General features: G+C 58.4%; 20 protein-coding genes and 2 pseudogenes. 11 read left to right on the top strand and 11 right to left on the bottom strand.

Annotated elements, in window-relative coordinates:
- Window positions 1-105: 105 nt before the first annotated feature.
- The 4 genes from ccoP to ccoN are packed head-to-tail and all read right to left on the bottom strand — an operon-like array spanning window position 106 to window position 3491.
- Window positions 106-969, bottom strand: a complete 864-nt coding sequence (ccoP, locus tag QA644_RS34895) for a cytochrome-c oxidase, cbb3-type subunit III (RefSeq protein ID WP_283074189.1) — start codon at window positions 967-969, stop codon at window positions 106-108.
- A 1-nt stretch (window position 970) separates the two neighbouring features.
- Window positions 971-1123, bottom strand: a complete 153-nt coding sequence (locus QA644_RS34890; protein WP_040114206.1) for a CcoQ/FixQ family Cbb3-type cytochrome c oxidase assembly chaperone — start codon at window positions 1121-1123, stop codon at window positions 971-973.
- Window positions 1124-1131: 8 nt separating this feature from the next.
- Entirely contained in the window at window positions 1132-1863 is a 732-nt protein-coding gene (gene ccoO, locus QA644_RS34885; protein ID WP_283074188.1) for a cytochrome-c oxidase, cbb3-type subunit II, read from the bottom strand.
- 11 nt (window positions 1864-1874) lie between these two features.
- The gene (ccoN, locus tag QA644_RS34880; RefSeq protein ID WP_283074187.1) at window positions 1875-3491 is read right to left on the bottom strand and encodes a cytochrome-c oxidase, cbb3-type subunit I; all 1617 of its coding nucleotides are present in this window, start codon (window positions 3489-3491) and stop codon (window positions 1875-1877) included.
- A gap of 404 nt (window positions 3492-3895) precedes the next feature.
- On the opposite strand from ccoN, the gene QA644_RS34875 reads away from it, so the two are divergent.
- Window positions 3896-4357 carry a pseudoazurin gene (locus QA644_RS34875; protein ID WP_283074186.1) on the top strand — a complete coding sequence of 154 codons (462 nt, stop codon included), beginning with the start codon at window positions 3896-3898 and terminating at the stop codon, window positions 4355-4357.
- Between the two features lie 501 nt (window positions 4358-4858).
- Here QA644_RS34875 and glmS read toward each other — a convergent pair.
- Window positions 4859-6679 carry a glutamine--fructose-6-phosphate transaminase (isomerizing) gene (gene glmS / locus QA644_RS34870; RefSeq protein WP_283074185.1) on the bottom strand — a complete coding sequence of 607 codons (1821 nt, stop codon included), beginning with the start codon at window positions 6677-6679 and terminating at the stop codon, window positions 4859-4861.
- A 507-nt stretch (window positions 6680-7186) separates the two neighbouring features.
- Here glmS and QA644_RS34865 point away from each other — a divergent pair.
- On the top strand, window positions 7187-7354 hold the full coding sequence (locus QA644_RS34865; protein ID WP_283074184.1) for a hypothetical protein: 168 nt from the start codon (window positions 7187-7189) through the stop codon (window positions 7352-7354).
- A gap of 826 nt (window positions 7355-8180) precedes the next feature.
- On the opposite strand, the gene QA644_RS34860 is transcribed toward QA644_RS34865, so the two are convergent.
- Together QA644_RS34860 and QA644_RS34855 are read right to left on the bottom strand one after the other, a co-directional pair.
- Window positions 8181-8627, bottom strand: a complete 447-nt coding sequence (locus tag QA644_RS34860) for a nuclear transport factor 2 family protein (RefSeq protein ID WP_283072282.1) — start codon at window positions 8625-8627, stop codon at window positions 8181-8183.
- A gap of 279 nt (window positions 8628-8906) precedes the next feature.
- Window positions 8907-9660: pseudogene (locus QA644_RS34855) on the bottom strand (carbonic anhydrase).
- 426 nt (window positions 9661-10086) lie between these two features.
- Here QA644_RS34855 and QA644_RS34850 point away from each other — a divergent pair.
- On the top strand, window positions 10087-10290 hold the full coding sequence (locus tag QA644_RS34850) for a cold-shock protein (RefSeq protein WP_239600024.1): 204 nt from the start codon (window positions 10087-10089) through the stop codon (window positions 10288-10290).
- 129 nt (window positions 10291-10419) lie between these two features.
- On the opposite strand, the gene QA644_RS34845 is transcribed toward QA644_RS34850, so the two are convergent.
- From QA644_RS34845 to QA644_RS34835, 3 genes are all read right to left on the bottom strand, one after another.
- Complete coding sequence (locus tag QA644_RS34845) at window positions 10420-11004, bottom strand: hypothetical protein (protein ID WP_283074183.1); 585 nt, start codon at window positions 11002-11004, stop codon at window positions 10420-10422.
- A gap of 34 nt (window positions 11005-11038) precedes the next feature.
- Window positions 11039-11647 (bottom strand): hypothetical protein, encoded by a 609-nt coding sequence (locus tag QA644_RS34840; protein WP_283074182.1) that lies wholly within the window; start codon window positions 11645-11647, stop codon window positions 11039-11041.
- A 144-nt stretch (window positions 11648-11791) separates the two neighbouring features.
- On the bottom strand, window positions 11792-12229 hold the full coding sequence (locus QA644_RS34835) for a SyrB-like regulator (protein ID WP_283074181.1): 438 nt from the start codon (window positions 12227-12229) through the stop codon (window positions 11792-11794).
- A 783-nt stretch (window positions 12230-13012) separates the two neighbouring features.
- Here QA644_RS34835 and QA644_RS34830 point away from each other — a divergent pair.
- The 4 genes from QA644_RS34830 (at window position 13013) to QA644_RS34815 (ending at window position 19083) form a co-directional block, all read left to right on the top strand.
- Window positions 13013-13264 carry an acyl carrier protein gene (locus QA644_RS34830; RefSeq protein ID WP_283074180.1) on the top strand — a complete coding sequence of 84 codons (252 nt, stop codon included), beginning with the start codon at window positions 13013-13015 and terminating at the stop codon, window positions 13262-13264.
- 10 nt (window positions 13265-13274) lie between these two features.
- On the top strand, window positions 13275-14486 hold the full coding sequence (locus QA644_RS34825) for a beta-ketoacyl-[acyl-carrier-protein] synthase family protein (protein ID WP_283074179.1): 1212 nt from the start codon (window positions 13275-13277) through the stop codon (window positions 14484-14486).
- Between the two features lie 455 nt (window positions 14487-14941).
- Entirely contained in the window at window positions 14942-15937 is a 996-nt protein-coding gene (locus tag QA644_RS34820; RefSeq protein WP_283074355.1) for an efflux RND transporter periplasmic adaptor subunit, read from the top strand.
- Window positions 15938-15942: 5 nt separating this feature from the next.
- Complete coding sequence (locus QA644_RS34815; RefSeq protein WP_283074178.1) at window positions 15943-19083, top strand: efflux RND transporter permease subunit; 3141 nt, start codon at window positions 15943-15945, stop codon at window positions 19081-19083.
- Window positions 19084-19567: 484 nt separating this feature from the next.
- On the opposite strand, the gene QA644_RS34810 is transcribed toward QA644_RS34815, so the two are convergent.
- Entirely contained in the window at window positions 19568-19774 is a 207-nt protein-coding gene (locus QA644_RS34810) for a hypothetical protein (RefSeq protein WP_283074177.1), read from the bottom strand.
- Between the two features lie 531 nt (window positions 19775-20305).
- On the opposite strand from QA644_RS34810, the gene QA644_RS34805 reads away from it, so the two are divergent.
- The 4 genes and pseudogenes from QA644_RS34805 to QA644_RS34790 all read left to right on the top strand — a co-directional run.
- Window positions 20306-21277, top strand: a complete 972-nt coding sequence (locus QA644_RS34805) for an ATP-binding protein (RefSeq protein ID WP_283074176.1) — start codon at window positions 20306-20308, stop codon at window positions 21275-21277.
- A gap of 11 nt (window positions 21278-21288) precedes the next feature.
- On the top strand, window positions 21289-21843 hold the full coding sequence (locus tag QA644_RS34800) for a hypothetical protein (RefSeq protein ID WP_283074175.1): 555 nt from the start codon (window positions 21289-21291) through the stop codon (window positions 21841-21843).
- Window positions 21825-22226 carry a hypothetical protein gene (locus QA644_RS34795; RefSeq protein WP_283074174.1) on the top strand — a complete coding sequence of 134 codons (402 nt, stop codon included), beginning with the start codon at window positions 21825-21827 and terminating at the stop codon, window positions 22224-22226. Before QA644_RS34800 ends, QA644_RS34795 begins: the two co-directional genes overlap by 19 nt.
- Before the next feature lie 82 nt (window positions 22227-22308).
- Window positions 22309-22824 (top strand): annotated as a pseudogene (locus QA644_RS34790) (IS630 family transposase); the annotation flags it as partial.
- Between the last annotated feature and the right edge of the window lie 11 nt (window positions 22825-22835).

The raw sequence follows: 22835 nt of genomic DNA, 5'->3' as shown, positions 1-22835 counted from the left end.
AGGCAACGGCATTGCTTGATCGCAAACACGTTGGCGAACGACCGCGCGGCATTGCACATAGGACGTGTAGAGGATGGTGATATGGTTGGCTGTTCTTCTTTCTTCCTATTTCCCCCCGCCCAGCGAACGAACAAACACCGTCAGTTCCTTCACGACGGCGTCGCCCAAGCGGTCCGACCACGCCGGCATGACGCCGTGTTTAGGCGCGGTCACCTGGCGGATGATCGCCCCCTCCCCCCGCCCCTTGAGCCAGATGGCGTCGGCGAGATTCGGTGCACCCATCTCCTGCTTGCCCTTTTCATCTTCACCGTGACAGACGGCGCAATTGTCGATGAAAACCTGCTTTCCGGCTTCCGCCAATGCCGGATTTAAAGGTGTGTTCGTCAGGCCCCACACATAAGCGGCAACCTGTCGTATCTGCGTGGTTTCGAGCACGTCACCGAAGGCGGGCATCTCCGACACGCGCGTCTCGGGATCCGCGTCAAAGCGGATGCCGTGAGCGACAGTCTGTTGAATGGCGGTAAGATCGCCGCCCCAGAGCCAATCGTCGTCGTTCAGGTTCGGAAAACCCGGCCCACCTGTCGCACCCGAACCATGGCACGGGGCGCAGTTGACTTTGAAAGCAGACGCACCGCCTGCGATCGCCAATTCGCGCAGAGACGGATCCGCGTCAATTTCCGCTACGGTCTTTGCGGCGATCTGCTGCTCGAACTGTGTCTGAACAGCCTTTGCCAGTTGCACTTGCTGCTGCAGCTCCGCGCGGCTGGAGAAGCCGAGCAGGCCCTTTGTCGTTTCCTTGATCATCGGTATCGACGGATACGCGAATGCATAACCGATCGCCCATAGAATGGTGGCGTAAAACGTCCAGATCCACCAACGCGGCATGGGATTGTTGAGCTCTCGGATTCCGTCCCACTCGTGACCGGTCGTCTCGACGCCGCTGATTTCGTCAACGTGTTTCTCCGTCATCTCATTCATCCTTCAGCGGTATGATCGCGGCGTCGTCGGCGATCTGTTTGCTGCCGGGCCGGAGGATGAAAAAGAGCGCGCCCACAAAGAACACCGCCATTGCCAGAAGACCCCAACTGTCGGCGAAGTGACGTATTGCGTCGTAGGTTTCCATGGTGATCCTCATCGATAGCCGGTCGCGTCGTCGTACGTCGAAAAATCAACCAGGGTGCCGAGCATCTGGAGATACGAGATCAGTGCATCCATCTCGGTCAGCCTTGAGGGATCGCCGTCGAAGTCACCCACTTTTGCTTTCGGGTAGCGCGCAAGCAAATCGGTCGTGTCGGCGTTCGGATCGGCTTGAGCCCGCATGTCGGCTTCGGCGTTTGCCAGCATGTCGTCGGTATAGGGCACACCCACGACTTCGTTGGCCTTCAGATCCATGGCGATGTTCTTGACCGTCACCTCCCTGTCTTTGAGGAAGGCGTAGCTTGGCATGATCGATTCCGGGACGACGGCGCGCGGATCGGACAGATGCTGCACATGCCATTCGTTCGAATAACGACCGCCCACCCTGGCGAGGTCAGGCCCCGTGCGCTTCGAACCCCATTGGAAGGGATGGTCGTACATGGATTCGGCTGCGAGCGAATAATGTCCGTAGCGTTCGACTTCGTCGCGGAATGGTCGGATCATCTGGCTGTGGCAGACGTAGCAGCCCTCGCGCACGTAGATATTTCGTCCGGCGAGCTCGAGCGGCATATAGGGCCGCATGCCCTCCACCTTCTCGATCGTGTTCTGGAGATAGAACAGCGGTGCGATCTCAACCATGCCGCCAATACTGACAACCAGGAGAGACGCTACGAGCAGCAGCGTGGCATTTTTCTCAAGGATCTGATGTTTTTCCAGGATGGACATCTTGTTTTACCTCACTCTCCGGCGTGGGTGATGAACGCCCCGGGGATGGCGGCTTCGTCGCGCTGGTGTCCGCGGATGGTCATGGTGACGTTGACGGCCATGACCACGCCGCCGGCCAGATAAAGGCCGCCACCGACGGCGCGCAGCAGGTAGTAAGGGAACATCGCTGCGACAGTCTCGGCGAAGGAATAGACCAGGAAGCCTTGGGTATTGTACTCGCGCCACATGAGACCCTGCTGGATACCGGCGACCCAAAGGGCGACCGCGTAGATGACGATGCCGAGGGTGGCGAGCCAGAAGTGCCAGTTGACCATGCGAAGGCTGTAAAGCCGCTCGCGACCCCACAGCTTCGGCGTCAGATAGTAGATTGCACCGAAGGTGATCATGCCGACCCAGCCGAGCGCCCCTGAATGAACATGGCCAATCGTCCATTCCGTGTAGTGGCTGAGGGAATTGACTGTCTTGACCGCCATCATCGGACCCTCGAAGGTCGACATCCCATAAAAGGCGATTGCCATGATCATCATGCGGATGATCGGGTCTGTGCGGATCTTGTCCCAGGCGCCCGATAACGTCATTATACCGTTGATCATACCGCCCCACGAGGGCATCCAGAGCATGACGGAGAAGACCATGCCGAGCGTCTGCGCCCAATCCGGCAGCGCGGTGTAGTGCAGATGATGCGGACCGGCCCAGATATACATGAAGATCAAGGCCCAGAAGTGGATGATCGACAGGCGGTAGGAATAGACCGGGCGGTTCGCCTGCTTCGGCACGAAATAATACATCATGCCCAGGAAGCCAGCAGTCAGGAAGAAGCCAACCGCGTTATGGCCGTACCACCACTGGGTTAGAGCGTCCTGCACGCCCGAAGAAAGCGAATAGCTCTTCGAGCCGAGCAAGGAAACCGGCACGGCCAGATTGTTGACGACGTGCAACATGGCGATCGTGACGATGAAGCTCAGATAGAACCAGTTCGCAACGTAGATATGCGGTTCCTTGCGCTTCAGGATCGTTCCCAGAAAGGCGACGAGATAGGCAACCCAAACAAGGGTGAGCCAGACATCGACATACCATTCGGGCTCCGCATATTCTCGCCCCTCGGTGATCCCCAGGAGGTAGCCGGTTGCGGCCATGACGATGAAGAGCTGGTAGCCCCAAAATACGAACCAGCCGAGATTGCCGCCGAAGAGGCGGGCCCGACAGGTACGCTGCACGACGTAGAAGGAAGTCATTATTAAAGCATTGCCGCCAAACGCGAAAATGACGGCGGAGGTATGAACGGGGCGGAGCCGACCAAAGTTAAAATGTGGCGCAACATTCAAATCTGGAAAGGCAAGTTGGAGGGCGATGACGACACCTGCCAGGAAGCCGATCACGCCCCAAAAGACGGTGGCGATCAATCCATACCGGATAACCTCGTCAAAATAGGGCCCCGATCCGGCCTTGACGCGAGCTCCCCCTGGCGAAAAATCAACCCGCAGCAGCAGCAACACTGTGCCTGCCAGGAGGCAGAAGAACAGGACCCCCATGTGGGCCGCAAAAAGCTGATCATGAGCGGCCCCCGCACCAACCAGTGCCAAGAAAGCGCCGACCGCAACCAACACGGTTTCAGCGGGGTAATTCATGTCATGGCCTCCAAGCCGCAGATGACTGCGCCATGGACAGCCGTCTTTCTTGCCACTTTGGGGAACAGTTCCCACGAGAGGGGCAACAAGTCCTTGATCTATATCAACGAACGCTACAGTTTTTCCCGCTTTGCTGACTTTGGTTACAGACAATCGCGCTTTTCAAGCCGATGGCTGTTGCCTGAGGGCCGACATTCCGAAGGCTCCCATCGACAACGCGAGCCGGTCCGGGTGGGGCGCAAGAATACCGCATTCGAGAGGAGACAATAACCGGCCGCGAGCTCGCTTGCCGCCCGCCCTCAAGAATATGAACCGGAATTTGCTCGATCTCAAAGAATATATGCCGATCCGCACCTAACGTCGGGGGCCGACGGCTGATCGGCCTTCGACACAGGAGATAAGAAATGCCTTTTAAAATCGGTCCGATCGTTGCAACGGCAGCGCTGGCCATTTCGACGATGCCACTCATGGCGGCGGATCACCAGATCCGGATGCTCAACAAAGGCGCCGACGGCGCAATGGCCTTCGAACCGGGATTTGTGAAGATCACACCCGGCGACACTGTCACCTTCATACCCGTTGACAAGGGCCACAATGTCGAAACCTACAAAGGTTTGATCCCCAACGGAGCGCCCGAATTCAAATCCAAAGCGAACGAAGAATATCGGGCAAAATTCGACATTCCGGGCGCCTATGTCGTGAAATGCACGCCGCATGCAGGTATGGGAATGGTGGCCCTCATTGAGGTTGGCGATAACCCCGCCGATCTCGACGCCATTAAGACTGCCAAACTTCCAAATCTGGTGCGCAAGCGCCTTGATGCCCACCTCATGCGTGCAGATAAGAAAGGGCCGAGCGAACAATAGATCGCTTGCAACAACCCTGCGTAAAGCCATTAGCAATGGGGAGGTTGAGGCGTATGTATTAGCTGAGGCGGCATTGCCTCGCTCCGCACGCGCGCGCGGCCGGTTGAGCTAGAAACGGGAGGAACCTGAGTTAGAGCTTGCAGCTTCCGCTGACAAGAGATCGGTCTGAAGTCGCTGAACCCGCTCGGAAACAGCTGCCCGCCACTGTTGCGGAACTTGACAGCTGTTTTCTACTGTCGTCTTTTCGCTGTCGTCGGAATTGGTGGCACCGCAAAGTTGTAGCGGCTCTTGCGCTTGTGCCGTGGAGCTTAGTCGGTTGCAGTGCCTTGGTGTCAGAGAGCATGCAATACCTCAGTTATCGCAGACCAACACATCGATGATCCTGATCGGCATTACCTCAAGAAAACCCCACGTCCGCAATCTCCTCCCGTCGGCCGGGCAAGGCGCCGCCGTCACAGCTACCGCGGACTCCCGACTTCGTCCCTTTTCGGGGGTTGATGATCATTCGACAGTGACTGATTTTGCAAGATTGCGGGGCTGGTCGACATCGGTGCCCAAGAAGACAGCCGTGTTATAGGCAAGCAGCTGTATCGGTAGTGAGAATATCATCGGCGCAATAATCTCATCCACATTCGGAAGTGCGATTGTCATCCCGAGTTTCGACACGGCCGCACCACGCTCGTCGGTGATCAGGATGATCCGGCCGCCGCGGGCTGCCACCTCCTGCATGTTGGAGACGGTTTTATCGAAAAAGCGGTCATGGGGCGCGATGACGATGACGGGCATGTTCTCGTCGACGAGAGCGATCGGCCCGTGCTTCAGCTCACCGGCGGCATAGCCCTCCGCGTGGATATAGGAAATCTCCTTGAGCTTCAGGGCGCCTTCGACGGCCAGTGGAAAGCTGGTGCCGCGGCCGAGATAGAGCACGTTCGGACACTTCGACAGTTCCCGCGACAGGAGTTCGATCTTCGGCTGGATGCTGTTCAGCACCTGGCTCATGATGCGCGGCATCTCGGCAAGGCTCCTGACGAGCGCCTGCTCCTCTTCATCGCTGACGTAGCCGCGCACCTTGCCCGCGCCGATCGCGAGCGTAGCAAGGACCGCAAGCTGACAGGTGAAGGCCTTGGTAGAGGCAACCCCGATTTCCGGGCCGGCCAGGATCGGAAAAACCGCATCGGATTCCCGTGCGATCGTCGACTCACGGGCGTTGACGATCGCGCCGATCTTCAGACCGTGCTCCTTGCAATAGCGGAGCGACGCCAGCGTGTCGGCGGTCTCGCCGGATTGCGAGATGAAGAGTCCTGCCGATTGTCGCGACAGCGGGATTTCGCGGTAGCGGAACTCCGACGCCACATCGATTTCCACCGGCAGGCGCGCATAGCGCTCGAACCAGTATTTGCCGATCAGACCTGCCAGATAGGCCGTGCCGCAGGCGGAAATGGCAAGGCTCGGCAATTTGGCGAAATCGATCGCGCCGGACACGGGCGCGACCCGGTTGTCGATGAAGTTGACGTAGTGACCGAGAGCGTGAGCCACGACCTCCGGCTGCTCGTAGATTTCCTTCTCCATGAAGTGGCGATGATTACCCTTGTCGACCATAAACGCGGCGTCCGAGGAAACCTGCCGCGGCCGGGAGACGATATTGCCGTCGATATCAAAGATAAGGACACCGGCATTGTCGATCACCGCCCAGTCGCCATCGACCAGATAGGTGATTTCATTGGTAAAGGGCGCCAGGGCGATGGCGTCGGAGCCAAGGAACATTTCGCCATTGCCATGGCCAATCGCCAGCGGCGGTCCGTTACGGGCCGCCATAATGGTGGACGGATCATCTTCGAAAAGGACAGCGAGTGCGTAGGCGCCCCTCAACCGCCTCAACATCGCAAACATCGCCTCGAGACGTCCAGTGCCATCCCGGCGAAACCTTGCCAGGAGATGCGCGACAACCTCGGTGTCCGTCTCGGTCTGGAACTCGGCGCCGGCCACGGCCAGTTCGTCCTTCAACTCAGCAAAATTCTCGATAATGCCATTGTGTACGACTGCGATACCGTCAGTGAAATGTGGGTGCGCATTGCGCTCCGTCGGCGCGCCATGGGTCGCCCAGCGCGTATGGCCTATGCCGATGGTGCCGACCAGAGGCTGCTCTTTCAGCCTTGCCTCTAGATTGACGAGCTTGCCCTCCGCGCGCCGGCGATGGAGGGCTCCATCGTCGATCGTCGCGACGCCGGCCGAATCGTAGCCGCGATATTCCAGGCGTTTCAACGCATCGACCAGCCGTGTCGAGACAGGCTGCTTCCCGACGATGCCTACAATCCCGCACATATCTCTCTTCGCGTTCCTTCCACGCCGCTCGCGGCGTACTCAAATTCTCGTCTAAGCGAGGCTATATCACTCGCACCTGGTCGCCTCACACAGGGGCTGTCCTCAATCGTGACTCCGACGAATGCCGGCTGGCGGGAACCTTCGTACCCATAGTCGGCCTACCGCGACGGACTTGATTTTGGTCAGTTTCAGCGCGTTTTAATGGCGCTCAACGGATTGGCAAAATTGATTCTTTGGATAACACCCATTCGTCTCATGGATGCACCACGCTGGTATGATGCTCTTTTGCGTTTTTTCCTCGGTTGTCCCGCGGAGAGACCATGGGCGGTCTTCGGAGGACAAGTCATTAAGGAGACGCTGACATGAACAGGTTTGAATAGATTCCGCATCCGAAAGGCCTTCCGATCCTCGGGCACATCACTGCGCTCAATCCCAAGGCACCAGTCGCCTGAAGCGCCTGTCGAGGAGTTCGGTCCGATCATCCGTCTGCAGAACTGGGGAAGCAACGTGATCATCGTCACAAGCCAGGAACTGACCGCGGAGCTCTGCGACGAGCCCAGATTCCGCAAGGCGCTGCGCCCGCCCCTCGCGGATCTCAGGATAATCGGCAAAGATGGTCTTTTCACCGCCGTAACGACGATGAAAGGCATGTCAACTGGAACTCCGAAGGCGTAGTCGTCGGCCGGCGCGGCGCGGCGATCGGTGCGTAGCCCCGAGTCGCAGCTTCGCTTCCGATCTGTTTCGCGGAGGATTCTGACGTGCCTGAATTACTACCATGGAGTACGAGCAGCGGTCTCCGGTCGGCGATCGATGGCGTCCTGCGAAGATCAACCGCCGAACAACGCCGGACGGTTCGTTGCCTGGGCTGAGAGCCTCCAGCCGGACACGCTCAAGGGCCGGCCCTTTGCCCTGGTCGGGTGCGGCAACCGTCATCGGGCGCGGACTTGGTGGCTCTGCGGTGAACGACTGGGTTAAAATCCATAGGGTGGCGGAGCCAAGCGCTGCTTGGTTGTTTGAGAGACCTAATCTAAGCCCATCGGGTCTTGCGCTTCGGAAGGAACGCATTTCGTCAAGCCGGAGTAAGCGGAAATGCCTTACTATTGCTACATTGTCTGCACACGACGAAACGATCGCCGAAAGCGGCCGTCATAAACCATTGCCATCCGCTGGCCGTCGGCAGGTCTGCATCAAGATGGTCGTGAGGCGAAAATCCTGGAAAGTCCAGCGGGAAAGCCGCTGCATTTTCACCAACTCGCCGATAAACCTTCACGTTTCCGCCGACGTCTCCTCCCTCAAGAGGGCGCCCTGAGCAGCTTCGTCAACCGTTGTTGCAGCCGGAAACGACCTGGTGCAACCATATGACCCGACGCGGAGTTAATGGACAGTGAACGACTGAACTAGTGGTCAAAATCTGACGCTTGGTACCGGAGCCGTAGGCCCGCTCAGGGTGGGAAGCGGACATCAGAGGCGATTCGCATTGAGCTCCCCTAGTCCGCCACCGTCACGCCCGGCTTGCGGCGGCCAGCGCCGCCTTGATCTGCGGTCCGATCTTGTCCCCTACCCCATTACCGAGGGCCATGACGCCCTTGGCCGGCCGCGCGATCAGGTCGATGTCCAAGATCTCCCCATCGGCGTTGAAGCGGATGAGATGCGCGCCCTTCATCTGGATGTCGCCGACATGCGCGGCGAATTCGAGCATGGCGCTGTCGCCGCCCGCCATCTGGCGTTCATACCTGAAGTCCTCGAATACCCCCGCCGCGGTTCGGACCAGAAGGCACACCAGGTCATGTCCCGGATAGGGGTGCCACTCCACCGGCGAATGGTAGATCGCCTCGGCGGCAATGATCGTGTCCAGCTCGCCAAAGTCACCGCTTGCGACCATGGCGAGCCACCTCGCCAGAGTTGCCCGCGCCGCCGAACCGAGCGGTGTCGTCGTTTCAGTGGGCATGGCAGTTCATCCTTCCGCTGAGGACAAGATAGGGATTCCTCTTTCGCGCCCATAGGACGAACGGCACCGACGCATTCCGACACCGAGGACGAATTATTCCTCGGCGGACGCGCGGGGCTTCCGCGCACTGCCACGGCCGCTATCGCCGTGGCGCAGGCGGCCGCTGAACGTGGCGGCCGTGAGCAGTGTCCTTCTCAAGACGCGACCGCAACGCTCGAATGGCAGCTCAGGGTCGGAACAGGTAATCCGCATCGGGTACCAAGCGTCAGATTTTTACCACTAGCTGGAGCTCAGAATATAGCGGCGATTGGTGACGAGCGCCGGCCGGGCATTCATCGAATACAGTGCCGTGAACTTCTTGATGTCGGCAGCATCGACCTCGACTGGGTGCATTGCCACCATCCAATCGACGATTTCGCTGCAAGGCGGCGTGGTCAGTGATCCCTCGTAAGCCCAGTATCCGAGGGTGGATGGCAGCAACCCGCTAGGGTCCACCCCGGCGATTGCGGCTTCCTCACCGGGCTTGTGCGGGAAAGCTGCCGCGAGGTTGGAGAAGACCGCATTGGAAGGCCCAGGAACAAGGAAAATGCCTAATACGCCCAGCGCACCCGTTTCGGCATGCTTGTGGACGAAATGTGCTTCCATCGGAAAGGCCTTTCCTTCAACCAGATGTTCACTCGGCGCATGGAAATGGTACTGTACCAGTTCATAGGTCCTGTCGCCGCGGCGGAGCGTGCCGCCGGGCGCCGCTTTCACTTGGATCGTATGCCCATTGTTGAGGATTGTGCCGCCGCTCTTCCAATCGGGCACAAGGTCTGGAATATCGGCCTTGATCGCCCCCCCCGATGTCGAGCGGCGATTGCTGTTGACCCACCGAGCAGGCGTTGTTCTCCTTCCTGAGCGAGCCCCAATGTTCAGGACCCGCGTCACCTTCATAGCCCCAATGGACACCTTCTGCCGCAAATGTTGTCTTAGTGCAGAGTGGACAAGCGGCAAGCAAAGCCAGGCCCCTAAGAAAGTGACGCCTTTCCATATTTTATTCCTTTCCTAACGAGGATGAATACAAAAAGTGTTCGTAGCTCGACATCTCTGGATCGGGTTCGCCTGTCAATCGACAGACATTCCCCTGGGGAAAAGATCACACTGGCACTTGCTGAATAAGACCGTCGGCCGGTTGCGATGACTGACGTTGAGGGAGCGGTCTCGCGGTTCCGCGCACAACTCAAGTGTACTGTCAATCGGCGTCCAAATTGCACGCCGGAACACACGGCTGGCCTCATTTCTGAAGAGGAAATGAGAACAGACACGGGGTGGAACTTGATTTCTAGTGCCACCGTGTGCTCGTCGGATCGACGGTTTTTCGACGTACGAGCAAGAAACGAACACATTGCAGGCGACGCCTTCGCGCTATAGGTTTTTCGTAGCGGCAAATCAGCCGCGGGAGCGTCGAGGATTAGTTATGGCCACTGGAACCGTCAAGTTTTTCAATGGAGACAAAGGATTTGGCTTCATTACGCCCGAAAATGGAGGAACTGACGTGTTTGTGCACGTGTCAGCTTTACAGGGGGGCAGTTCGCTAAGCGAAGGGCAAAGAGTGAGCTACGAGGTCGGCCAAGATCGCAAGACTGGAAAATCGAAGGCTGAAAACGTCCGTGTGCTTTGATTGATGCTGTTCAGCTAGAGGATCAGCCGCGAAGGCAGGCCATCCTCTTTTGCTGCCGACAGAATCCTTCGCCTGGATAGGGATCCGGATCGCCGATACGCAAACCAGACGATCAATCCACAAGATGGTTCAAATAACGCCAAATCGCGCAAGCATCGTTCGAAGCTGCATATTCTGTTGAAGAAGATGTCTTGTCAGCAAGCCAGTTAGTCGCCGATTCTCTTCGTCAAGCGCAACTAACTCATCGACAGGTGCTTCGACCCGCGTGGCGGTTGATCGCGCCCTGGGTGCGCTTTTCGTGCCGTCCGCACGATGGTTGACACTCGCCTCGCGCCGACGCTTCGCCGCCCTTGGAGATCGCCGCTGGGAAGAGTCCTCTTGCGATTGTGGAACGGCGTTGAAAGTTGGATCATTATCTTGCAGAGGTGGATCAGCTTGCTCTGCCTCGATCGATGAAGGCGAAATCTGTTTGTCGTCGAAGGTTTCAGAGGTGTCGTTGAGGTGTGTTTCTGGCGTTGGATCCGTCCGCAGCTCGCTGTCTTGGCCCGGAGTCTCTGAGACCATGTTGGGAGCGAAAAGATGCGGCGCGTCAGCTTCCGCCTCACGCACAAGAGCCTTGAGATCGGTGCTGGCCCAAATGGAATCTGGCCGCATTACTGACCGCCGGCGCGCCGATCTGAGTTCGACGACGAACTTTCGTTGCTGTGTTTTCATATGTGTTTCCAATCTGTGAGATTGTAAGGCAGGTTCACGTTATGTCGAATCGCACAAGCATCTTTTTAAGCTGAATATTCTGCAAATGCAGCTTTCGCGCCAATTGAATTCTCAGTTGCTTGATTTCCTCGTCCAGGCCGGCCATTTCGTCGAAGAAGGCTTCACTGGAGGACGATGATAATGCACTTTCATCCCTGTTCGCGACGGCAGTCTTCCGTGCAACCATGTCGGTGCGGGTTCTCTTAGCGCGTCCTGTCCTCTTGGTCCGCCGTGTTCGTGGAGACTCGTCGCTTGTCTCGCTTTTCAGCCATACCGCATACGCTTCAGCACTCGACTGGCTGACTTCATGACGCGCGGCTGTTTGGACCTCTTCAACGTCGACTGGCACCGAGAATGCCCGCTTAGCATCGTCTTCGCGTTCGGTCTCGTTCGGAGTCGTGGTGGCCACGAGCTCAACAGATCGGTTTTCACCCTGCTCAGATCCAAGAGATGCTTCCGCTGGGTTTAACGGAAGCGCCGACGGTTGTTGCGCATCGCTTTCACTTGCCTCGCCATCGGCATCATGCCCAATAGAACTCTCTCGTGTTTTTGGCGGCCGTCGCTGCGACGTCAATTGAGCTAGAAATTTCCATGGTGATTTCATAGTGCTTCAACCTCGTGCAATCCCTACCACGACGTTGCCGCAGTTTCAGGTCCGGGCTCGCGACCTGAGCCCGGAGAATGTGTTTCCTACCCAGAATGTAATTGCTTTGGTCGATCTCGCAACCTCCCAGCGATTGCTCGGTGATCAATCGAGCCCGAGTCGCCTGCGCAGGTCGGCATTTTCCGCACGCAGTTTATCTGTCAAGGTTTTACGGAGCCTTTTATTCTCTTCTTCAAGCTGAACGAGATCTGCCATCTCATTCGCCGCCGGAATAGGCGCCTTAGTCGATCGCTCGGTTTGCTTTGCCGTCCTCTTTCTTGCAGTGTCCTTGATGTCCTTCGCCGTGCTCTTGCCCGCAACTTGCGTTTCGACGCGGGCAGGCTTAGCGTCTCCAGCTTGTTCGCCACGCTTCCCGACACCCCTCGGCATCTTCGCAGTCTTCGCAAGTGGTGTGGCTCCCGTTGCTTCGGCAGTTGCCTTCGAACGCCGTGGTGCGCGTTGCTTTTTGGGTTCCGGCGGTTTTTTCGGTGCATCCGTCTCTACAACATCGGCAATAGAACCCGTATTATTCTGATCAGCCATGAGTTATCTCCCTCTGTCGGCAAAAGTTCTTTTCGGCTGAGTGAACGACGGAGTCAACATGAGGCTGCGGTGCTGGATCAGAAGTCGAGATGGACTTCGGCGTCACAGACGATGCCGCCGAAAGACGCGTCAGCGTCGACAGCCAGATACTCGTGCACCTAGCGGCCCGCGTTGTCTTTGAGTTACCGTTCGGCGCCAGGCTCCGAACGCTGCTTGTGGCATCGGCTGGGTCGCTTAGCCTGCGAGCGCGGCTCGACACACGGTCCACGTCCAGACGTTTGGCGATATTATCGTAATAGGTCGTCTATTCGCACCAACCGCGACCGCGGGGAACGGGCATCCCCGATTGATTCCGCTGACAGCGCCCCGGGGACCAGCCGGGCCACCTTCGAAAGGGGCGTTGCAAAGTGCAAGCGTGTTTCAATGTATCCATGGGATCGATGTATGTCATCCAAACAATCAATTTTTAAGATCCTGCTGAATGCTGCATGAAGCGAAGGTGCTCGTTCTAAGCACCCAGCTGAACCACTAATGCTAGCTGGGAAACGCCAGGAAATGCGAAAGCTGGACAAAATAATGCGGAATTTTTTTCAAGTAGCTGCGCTTCACTTCACAGACGGGATCTTACATGAGGTTCTTTGTGGTTTGGGGACTTTGACCCGCCTTCGCCACAATTAAAGCGGGAACACAGACCGACAGTTTTTATGAAAATAAAGAGTTCCATTGCGGAACGTCGAAGGACCTGGCGCGCCGGTCCGACGATTAAAATTGGGGGGAAGAACAATGGCCGATAGGTTGGCAATCGAAATTATCGAAAAGATAAAAACTCTTACGGACACCGACAGGGAAATTACTGTCGACACTACACTTGGAGATCTCGAAATCCAATCACTCGAACTGACCGAAATCGTGTTCGATCTGGAAGTGGCCTACGGCATCGAAATCGAGATGGATACTTCCGAGGCCTGGAGCAACCTCAAAAAAGTAGGCGACATCATCGAGGCCACGCGCGCGTTGGTCGCAGCCAAGAACTAAAGTGATCAGCATGGCCCGTTCTCGCATCGTTATCACCGGAATCGGCGGCATCTGCGCCATGGGCGTCGGCGCGCCCTCCATCTGGGAGGGGATGCGCGCAGGCCGATCAGCGATCGGCGAGATCGCCGTGGCGCCGGTCAATGACCTGAAAATCCGCATAGGCGCGGAGGTCAAGCAACTGCCCGGGGTGGAGTTCGACCGAAAGCGCCTCGTGACGATGGACCGCTACAGCCTCCTAGCAGTTCTTGCCGCCGGCGAGGCGCTAAGGCAATCCGGTCTCGTGGTGGACGAAGCCAACACGAGCCGCATCGGCGCGGTTGTCGGCACGGCGATCTTCGGAGCCGAGACACTTGAAGACAACTACCGCGGGCTGTTCATCGACCGGAAACCACGTACGAATGTCTTTGCCGTGCCTCGCGCCATGCCCGGCGCGCCAGCCGGCCAGGTCAGCATAGTCTACGGGCTACGCGGGCCTGTTTTCGGCGTCAGCTCCGCCTGCTCGTCGTCCAACCACGCTTTCATATCGGCGTGCGATCAGCTGAGACTCGGCAGGGCTGACGTCATGTTAGCTGGGGGCACCGATGCGCCGCTCACTTTTGGTATATTGAAGGCTTGGGAGGCGCTGCGCGCCGTCGCCCGCGAAACCTGCCGCCCATTCTCCGCCGACCGTGACGGACTGGTGCTCGGCGAAGGTGCGGGCATCGCCGTGCTGGAAACCTACGAGCACGCCGCAGCGCGTGGCGCTCCAATCCTCGCCGAGCTTGCCGGTACCGGCATGTCCGGAGACGCGTCCGACATCGTCGCGCCGACCATCGAAGGCCCGGTCGCTGCAATAAACGCCTGCCTTGCCGATGCCGGGCTCCTCCCCGAAGACATTGACTATGTCAACGCGCACGGTACGGGCACCAAATTCAATGACCATTTCGAGACCCAGGCGATCCGCCGCGTCTTCGGCAAGCACGCGGACGCCCTGTCGGTGTCCTCGACCAAGTCGATGCATGCGCACTGCCTGGGGGCATCCGGCGCCATCGAGTTGATCGCCTGTGTTATGGCGATCCGTGAGGGGACCATCCCGCCGACCGCGAACTACCGCGAGAAGGATCCGGATTGCGATCTCGACGTGACGCCCAACGTAGCCCGGGAGCGCAAGGTGCGGGCAGCCATTAACAATTCCTTCGCCTTTGGCGGTACGAACGCCGTGGTCGCGATCAAGGAAGCCTGATCAGTTGACCCGGTAGACGTTGCGCCTTTCATGCAGGTGAAAGCGATTGCCCATCGACTGCGTATTTACCGAATACGCAACAGAAACTTGTTTGAGGCTTTAAAGCGGTGAGAAGCATTGGAGCCTGGGTGGAGACCGGCAATGTTCATTTTGCGTCGAATCCATCATCCCTGCGCTCAACCACTCGGGCTACAGATGCCGAACGCCGCCTCCAACCAGTTCTCCAGCCCGCCCGACGCTCCTCCCCGGCTTCGCTGCTCGCGGAGGCGACATCGGTCGTGGGGCATCAGGGCCCCGCCCCCACATCAGCGCGATCGACCGAAAGAACGACTCCATCGCGATGCGGATTGGCATGTGCCGGTGCCGTGAACCACGAGGTTTCATAGTTGAGAAAGCCACTTACCCCACTCGCCAACGTTCTTGTCTGCGTAGCACTACTTCCGTTCCGCATTGCCATGGCGGATCAGCCCGCAGCACCCGCCCTTACCGTCTCACTGGTGAAGCCGGCGCAGCGGGAATGGCCGGAAATCGTCCCTGCGAGTGGCTGGCTGAAACCGTGGCAGGAAGCAATCATCGCCTCCGAGACGAGTGGCCTGCGCATAACCGATGTGCTTGCCGATGTCGGATCTATTGTCACAAAGGGGCAGACACTCGTTCAGCTTTCTAAGAACAGTATGCTGGCCGACCTCCGTAAACAGGAAGCGGCCGTTGTGACCGCCAAGGCAAATCTGACGAGGGCCAAGGCCAATGCGGACCGGGCGCGGCGGCTTCGTCCTTCGGGCGCCCTTTCCGACGAAAAGATCGCCGAATATCTGGTCGATGAGGAGACGGCAACCGCAAGCCTTGCATCCGAAGACGCCGCGCTGGATAGCGCCAAAATCAAGCTTGCCCAGACAACCATCACGGCAGTCGACGACGGTCTCATAACCTCGCGCTCTGCCGAACTCGGTGCAGTCGTCTCCGCCGGCACCGAGCTGTTCCGCCTGGTTCGCCAGCAGCGTGTCGAGTGGCAGGCTGAAGTTTCGCCGCGCTATCTTCCGCGCCTTTCGGAAGGGTTGAGCGTGAAGATCGACGGGCCGGATGATCACTCCATTCCGGGGAAAGTGAGGCTTGTCGGGCCTCTTGTCAGCACAGACACCAGCCGGGCGATCGTCTATGTCACGCTCCCTGCCGACGTCCGTCCGCGCGTCGGCCTTTACGTCACGGGCGAGATCGAACTGCAGACCACTCCGGCCCTCACCGTTCCCGAGACGGCGGTCGTGTTCCGTGATGGGATAAACTATGTGTTCGCCGCGGGCGACGACAAGCGGGTGCGGCGTATACGGGTGGAAACGGGGCGTCGCAACAATGGCGAAGTCGAGATTATCTCCGGCATAGACCGATCGTCGAAGGTCGTGATGTCGGGCGGAGCGTTTCTGTCGGACAACGACTTCGTGAGGATTGCGGAGTAAGGCTGATGAATTTCTCCGCCTGGTCGATTCTCAATCCCATACCGGCGATACTGCTCTTCGCGATGCTCACGGTCGGTGGGATATTGGCTTTCGAGCGCCTGCCGGTCCAATACTTCCCGGATATGGACCTTCCGAGGATCAACATCACCGCGACACTCGAGGGCGCCGCGCCGGCGCAGCTCGAGACCGAAGTTGCCCGCATTATCGAGGACCGGGTGGCCTCGTTGAGTGATCTCGACCACATCGCCACAACGATCACCGACGGAACCGTCTCACTCAGCGTCACCTTCGATCTGGAAAAGAACACCGATGAAGCCTTGAACGAGGTCCGCAATGCTGTCGACAGTGCAAAGGGGCATCTGCCGGCGGAGATGCAGACGCCGAGCGTCACCAAAGTGACCCTGCAGGGCGCCGCGCTGGTCACCTACGCGATCCGTTCCGCTCATCTTAGCGAGACCGAGCTTTCCTGGTTCATCGACAACGACATGACGAAGGCACTCCTGTCGGTGCCGGGAGTGGGACAGGTGAGCCGCGTCGGCGGGATCGATCGCGAGGTCCATGTCGACCTCGATCCCGCAACGATGGCGTCGCTCGGGGTCACTGCGGCGACTGTTTCAGCACAGTTGAAGTCGGTCCAAGCTGATACGTCGGGTGGGCTTGGAGAAATCGGCGGAGCCCGACAGACGTTGCGGACGCTCGGCGCCGTAGCGTCGGTCGAGGCGCTGAAAGGGCTCCAAATTCCGCTGCCCAACGGGCAGCAGGTCCGTCTTGACGATGTCGCTTCCGTCACTGACAGTTTCGCGGACCGATCCTCGCTGGCCTATCTCGACGGCCAGCCCGTGATCGCTGTCGCGATCAAGCGCTCGAACGGGTTCTCGGACGCCGGCGTTGCCGCCGACCTCGACCAGACGGTAGCACAGTTCGCCGGCGAACATCCCGAGGTGCAGATCGATAAAGTCTACAGCACCGTCGGGGCGGTCCTCGAGAACTATCATGGTTCGATGCGGATGTTGTTCGAGGGGGCGATCCTCGCCGTCGTGGTGGTCTGGCTCTTCCTCCGGGATTGGCGCGCGACGATCTTGTCGGCGGTGGCGCTGCCTTTGTCGGTCATACCGACCTTCCTCTTAATGTACGCCGCTGACTTCAGCCTCAATATCATCACTCTACTTGCACTATCGCTGGTGGTCGGCATTCTTGTCGATGATGCCATCGTGGAGATCGAAAACATCGCTCGCCATCTCCAGATGGGCAAACGACCGTTTAATGCAGCCCTCGAAGCGGCCGATGAGATCTGGTTGGCAGTTATCGCGACCACACTCACGCTCGTCGCGGTCTTCCTGCCCACGGCCTTCATGGGCGGCGTCTCAGGGCTGCTCTTCCGCCAGTTCGGCATCACCGCGGCAGTCGCCGTACTCGCGTCGCTAATCGTTGCGCGCCTGCTGACGCCGATGATGGCCGCCTATTTCATGAAGCCGCATTCCACCCAGGAAAAGGATGGGCGAATCATGCGGGTCTACATCGCGCTTGTGAAGGCGTCTTTGAAGCACAGGAAGAAGACGCTCCTAGGCACCGCAGTCTTCGTCGCACTCTCCCTTTCCACCATCCCTTTCCTGAAATCGGGCTTCCTACCGGCTGCCGACGACGCCCGGACCAAAGTGACGCTGACCCAGCAGCCCGGAGCGACAATCGACCAAATGGACACGACGACCAAGAAGGCGGCGGACATCGTAAGCAAGCTTCGCGATGTGACACATGTCTTCTCGTCAGTCGGTTCGGCATCATCGGATGATGGCACCGAGGTCAGTATCGGAACAGCCGCGCTCGACGTCATGCTGACGCCCATTAACGAACGAGACCGCAAACAGTCAGAGATCGAACAGGATATCCGGTTGGCCCTCTCGGCGCTCCCCGGCGTGCGGGTTGCGGTCGGCAGCGGCGGCCACGGCACGCAGCTCGTCATCACCCTTGCCGGCGATGACTCCAATGCCCTTGACGAAGCAACCAAGGCGCTTGAGGAGCAACTCCGAACGCTCAATGGCATCGGAGCAGTCACCTCAACCGCATCGAGGCAGGCGCCCGAGGTTCAGATCACCCCGGACTTTGTACGCGCAGCCGCACTCGGGGTGACGTCAACCGCCATCGCGGAAGCCGTGCGCGTTGCGACGCATGGAGACTACTCTTCCGCCCTGCCAAAGCTCAATCTGCCTCAGCGGCAGATCCCCATCGTCGTCCGTTTCAACCCCGAGGTACGCACAAATCTCGACGACATCAGGAACATAAGGGTGCCCGGAACCCATGGCAGCGTGGATCTTGGATCAATCGCCGACATACGTATCGGCGGAAGTCCTTCCGAGATCGACCGCATCGATAGAATGCGCAAAATGACTGTTTCCGTCGAGCTCAACGGCCGTATCCTGGGTGAAGTCTATCGCGAGGCAAAGGCACTGCCGGCTCTTGAGCACCTGCCGGCGGGCGTCACGCTCGTGAAGCAAGGCGAACTTCAGCGCAGTTCGGAGCTGTTCCAAAGCTTCGCTCTTGCAATGGCGATCGGCGTGTTCTGCATCTATGCGGTACTCGTCCTGCTCTTCCAAGATTTCCTGCAGCCGTTCACCATCCTCATGGCCCTCCCGCTTTCGCTCGGAGGCGCGCTCCTGCCTCTGTTGGTAACCGAAACTAGCTTCTCGATGCCGGTCGTCATCGGGCTGCTGATGCTGATGGGCGTGGTGACGAAGAATTCGATCCTGCTCGTCGAACACGCAATCATGTCGCGCCGCGAAGGAATTGGAAGGTTCAATGCTCTCGTTGGTGCCTGCCACAAGCGCGGGCGCCCCATTGTCATGACGACCATCGCCATGGCATCGGGCATGCTTCCGGCTGCTCTTAGCCTGACGGGAGGCGATTCAAGTTTCCGACAGCCGATGGCTATTGTCGTGATCGGCGGCGTAATGACCTCAACGCTACTCAGCCTTATTGTCATCCCCATCATCTTCACGTTCGTCGATGACCTGCTTGAGGCACTGAAAAGGCTCGGAGGCCGGACCGGCCTACGCAACGAAACCGCGGGGCAGGAAACGGATACATTCAAAAATTTCGAGCCGATCGCCTTCAAACGTAGCCCTGCGGCTCGAGGACATGGCCAGAGATAACCATCTCTCAGCGAGAAATCCACGAGGCTATTCCTGTCAGCTTGACTTAACCCGGCCAGCCGACGAGCAGCGCACGTTTGCTTCGCTCCGTCTCAGAAAGGATCGACCCATTACGGCCTGATCTTTTTGCCCAACGCAGCAGCTAAACCGCTGGAGCTTTACGACCGGATCGATCTTCAACCCGGCCGGACGGTCATGGTCGCTCCCGACATGAAAAGGGTTCACTTGTTTTCATCGCAGGGGCTACGCGCAAACTGATTGGCCCTCCGCGCACCGGGAAACTTGGTAACAACAAGCGTTACGGCAACGCCGTGGGATAATGACTATCAGGTTCCTCTGGCTACGCTATCTCGCGAATACTCCGCTGCGTTCGTTGCCGGACGCGCCATTGCGCCGGAATGGCAACTCCTCACCAGGCGGTGTAATGCCAATCGGTCAACTCAAAAGCCATCGAAGGAGGCCGCCTTCGCGAAATTCCGGCAGCTTAGGCAAGGGAGGCGGTACCGTTGTCAAACATGGAGGGGTCTTCGAGAACATTCGCCGTCAGCATCGCGCCTTCTAATGTCGCAAGAACCCGCAGCGCGTCGTTTTGCGACAATCCTCCCCTCGTCAATTTGTCAATTCCGAGCAGGAAGAACCTTTTCACTTCGTCCCTGACTTCACCCGCCAGATCTTGCGACGTCGCCCCCAATGCGCCGCCTTGTAACTACAGCCGTAGCTGGGTGTTGGAATCGAACCACGGACCCGGCTATTCTAATCTCACGCCATAACCAGCATTCGTGGAATATTATGGGATGAGCGGTGGGTATTTCTCCCGTTGTCGAGCGCCCTAAGGCGCGGGAAACGAGCCCCTTTTCTCACAAAGTTACCACGGGATCAGGTCAGGACGTCAAGCCCTGCCACCCTCGACAGGTGGTCGCGGTACAGCCGAGAGGCTGGATCACTGGCTTAGCCTGACGCGCGCGGAAGAAGAGCTATCATCTTCTTCACCCTCGGTCGCTCCACGTCGAGATGGTAAGACAGGGCAGTGATTGAATTGAAATGGGTCGTGTTCCTCGCGATTTTCCGTCGCAGTCGGCTTTGCGGCAGGCCTTGTTCGTCCAATGATAGATGCTTACAGTTGACGAGCACTCTGTTCACGTAACAAATGGGTTAAGCCTGTGATGACAGGCTGATTCTAGGCAGAAAGCTCTTCAGGCGACCAATGGCACGCGGCGAATTGATGAAGAAATTGCTGGCAAGCTACGGTCGGGACGACGAGTTCCGCGCCGTTGCCGAACAGATCATCACAGAAGAGGAAAAGAAGAACAATCTGGCCTTGGCAAAGACCTTGAGGAAGACGCTTGAGGGTGGGTCAAACCGTCCAGCCGCTCCGAAAGCGCTCGCACCTCTCCTTCCTTTTCCGGAGGCGGCATCCGACTTCATAGAACGGATCGAGCCTCAGCACACGAAGGGGGATATTGTCCTTAGCGCAACGAATGTTCGCGTGTTGCTGGGGTTAATCAAAGAATTCCGGCGCGGTGAGGACCTTCGCCGCCATGGATTACAGGTCCGCTCGAAGGTGCTTTTCTGTGGGCCACCTGGCTGCGGCAAGACGCTTTGCGCAGAAATTTTTGCGGCCGAACTCGGTCTGCCATTATTCGTCGTCAAACTCGACAGGCTTATATCATCCTATCTCGGTGAGACAGCCTCCAATATTCGCAAGATTTTCGAGTTCGCGCGCAAACAGCCCTGCGTTTTGTTCTTCGACGAATTCGATGCGCTTGCTCGAGCACGCGACGACAGCGGTGAGCACAATGAGCTGCGCAGGGTCGTGAACAGCCTTTTGCTGTTCATAGACCAGATCAGGCCCAAGGGTTTCCTGATCGCGGCCACGAATCTTGACCAGTCACTTGATCCCGCGGTGTGGCGCCGGTTCGACGAAGTCGTATGGTTTGAGCGGCCCGATCGCAGGATGATTGATCGCTTCCTGCGCATGAAGTTCAAGAACGTTGCAACCGCGTTCGAGCCCACGGCCTTCATTTCATCGCTTGAGGGCTACTCTTACGCAGAGATCGAGCGGGTCTGCATTCAGGCGATCAAGTCGATGATCGTCGAACGCCGCAAACAGGTCCAGGAGCGTGATTTCAATCGAGCTCTGAAAGACGAGACGCGTCGGCGCTCGAACTCCGCGCGGTTGAAAGCCGGCTCCTGATCGGCTGATACATGGCACGGTATGACCATATACAACTCGTCCGTCTTCCAGAACGCTTTGAACGGCGCAAGCACGGTGGCGGGTCACCGCCGCCAAACAGAGACCTCGCGGCTCATAGCACGAAACTTGAAACCGAACTGGACGCGGCGACCGCCACGCAGCAACGTCGACGCAAAGCCGAATTTGTCGATCCCTCTCTGATCCTGCGTGTCCACATGAGCAGCCAATTGCTCGAGGAGCAGTGGGAGCAATTGGGTCTGACGGTCCTGTCGAGCGATCTGGATCGTTCACTTGTCCTGTTTGCATCAACCGACGAGATGCAGGAGTTCCGGCGCCGGCTTGCAGCATGGAAGGCCGGAATACCTGAGGGACAGAAAGCTCCCCCTATAACAGCTTCATCGCAGCGATCGAAAGCATCGGCGCTATCGAACCTCGAGATCGCATCGGCGTCCGCTTCCGTGAGGAAGGTTTCAACGAATCGTCGGATTTTGAAGACGACGCCATATACCTTGTTGACCTTGAGCTCTGGGATCTCGGCGAGCGACGGTTGCGCGAGCGCAAGCTAGAGCAAACTGAAGCCTACATTGAGGCCAGGGACGGTGAAGTCCTTGATCGTTATATTGGCCCGTCAATCACAATGGCCCGCATTCGGGTGTCGGGCTCGCTTCTAAAGACCTTGCTCGCCGTAGAGGCCGTTGCGACGATTGACCAACCGCCCCAGCCCGACGTAACGACGAGCGAGGCTTATGATCTCACCTTGGAGAACGTTCCCCCGTTGAATGGGATTGCGGCCGATGCCCCACTTATCGGAATTCTCGATAGTGGCATCAACGCCCATCCTTTCCTCGATGATATTCTGGTCGGTTCGATCGGCGTTCCCGCCCGCCTGGGAACTGCTGATGACTTCGGGCACGGCACGCGGGTCGGTGGGGTCCGCCGTATTCGGTGATTTGCGCGCACAGCTCGCGGCAGGCACGCTTAATCGAGGAGCCCGGCTTTGCTCGGCAAAGGTCGTCAATGAGCAACATCGACTTGATCCGCGCCGCCTGGTGTTCGTTGACGAAACCTGGGTCAAAACCAACATGACGCGCACCCGCGGCTGGTGTCAGCGCGGCCAGCCGCTGATCGCCAGAATACCGCATGGCCATTGGAAGACGCTGACCTTCCTCGCCGGCCTGCGCCACGACCGCATCGTCGCGCCCTTCGTGCTCGATGGCCCGATCAACGGCATCGCCTTCACCGCCTGGGTCGAGCAATGCCTGGCACCAACCCTCAACCCCGGCGATATCGTCATCCTCGACAATCTCGGTAGCCACAAGGGCAAGCCGGCGCGCAACGCCATCCGCGATGCCGGCGCCCATCTGTTCTTCCTGCCGCCCTACAGCCCCGATCTCAATCCGATCGAGATGATGTTCGCCAAACTCAAGACCCTGCTGCGCAAGGCCGACGAGCGGAGCGTCGACGCGACATGGAGGCGCGTCGGCGAAGTCCTCAAAGCCTTCAGCTCACACGAATGCGCCGCCTATCTCAGGTGTCAGGCGAAATGAGAAACTGACCC

Source organism: Rhizobium sp. CC1099, assembly GCF_029714385.1.
Classification (GTDB): domain Bacteria; phylum Pseudomonadota; class Alphaproteobacteria; order Rhizobiales; family Rhizobiaceae; genus Rhizobium.
Note: the sequence above shows the minus strand (reverse complement) of the source record. Positions and strands in the feature narration are given on the sequence as shown.

What these genes read in the sequence shown, in the direction of transcription:
- ccoP (WP_283074189.1), bottom strand. Translation starts at nt 969, where the DNA reads ATGACGGAGAAACACGTTGACGAAATCAGCGGCGTCGAGACGACCGGT.
- QA644_RS34890 (WP_040114206.1), bottom strand. Translation starts at nt 1,123, where the DNA reads ATGGAAACCTACGACGCAATACGTCACTTCGCCGACAGTTGGGGTCTT.
- ccoO (WP_283074188.1), bottom strand. Translation starts at nt 1,863, where the DNA reads ATGTCCATCCTGGAAAAACATCAGATCCTTGAGAAAAATGCCACGCTG.
- ccoN (WP_283074187.1), bottom strand. Translation starts at nt 3,491, where the DNA reads ATGAATTACCCCGCTGAAACCGTGTTGGTTGCGGTCGGCGCTTTCTTG.
- QA644_RS34875 (WP_283074186.1), top strand. Translation starts at nt 3,896, where the DNA reads ATGCCTTTTAAAATCGGTCCGATCGTTGCAACGGCAGCGCTGGCCATT.
- glmS (WP_283074185.1), bottom strand. Translation starts at nt 6,679, where the DNA reads ATGTGCGGGATTGTAGGCATCGTCGGGAAGCAGCCTGTCTCGACACGG.
- QA644_RS34860 (WP_283072282.1), bottom strand. Translation starts at nt 8,627, where the DNA reads ATGCCCACTGAAACGACGACACCGCTCGGTTCGGCGGCGCGGGCAACT.
- QA644_RS34850 (WP_239600024.1), top strand. Translation starts at nt 10,087, where the DNA reads ATGGCCACTGGAACCGTCAAGTTTTTCAATGGAGACAAAGGATTTGGC.
- QA644_RS34845 (WP_283074183.1), bottom strand. Translation starts at nt 11,004, where the DNA reads ATGAAAACACAGCAACGAAAGTTCGTCGTCGAACTCAGATCGGCGCGC.
- QA644_RS34840 (WP_283074182.1), bottom strand. Translation starts at nt 11,647, where the DNA reads ATGAAATCACCATGGAAATTTCTAGCTCAATTGACGTCGCAGCGACGG.
- QA644_RS34835 (WP_283074181.1), bottom strand. Translation starts at nt 12,229, where the DNA reads ATGGCTGATCAGAATAATACGGGTTCTATTGCCGATGTTGTAGAGACG.
- QA644_RS34830 (WP_283074180.1), top strand. Translation starts at nt 13,013, where the DNA reads ATGGCCGATAGGTTGGCAATCGAAATTATCGAAAAGATAAAAACTCTT.
- QA644_RS34825 (WP_283074179.1), top strand. Translation starts at nt 13,275, where the DNA reads ATGGCCCGTTCTCGCATCGTTATCACCGGAATCGGCGGCATCTGCGCC.
- QA644_RS34820 (WP_283074355.1), top strand. Translation starts at nt 14,942, where the DNA reads ATGGCGGATCAGCCCGCAGCACCCGCCCTTACCGTCTCACTGGTGAAG.
- QA644_RS34815 (WP_283074178.1), top strand. Translation starts at nt 15,943, where the DNA reads ATGAATTTCTCCGCCTGGTCGATTCTCAATCCCATACCGGCGATACTG.
- QA644_RS34805 (WP_283074176.1), top strand. Translation starts at nt 20,306, where the DNA reads ATGAAGAAATTGCTGGCAAGCTACGGTCGGGACGACGAGTTCCGCGCC.
- QA644_RS34800 (WP_283074175.1), top strand. Translation starts at nt 21,289, where the DNA reads ATGGCACGGTATGACCATATACAACTCGTCCGTCTTCCAGAACGCTTT.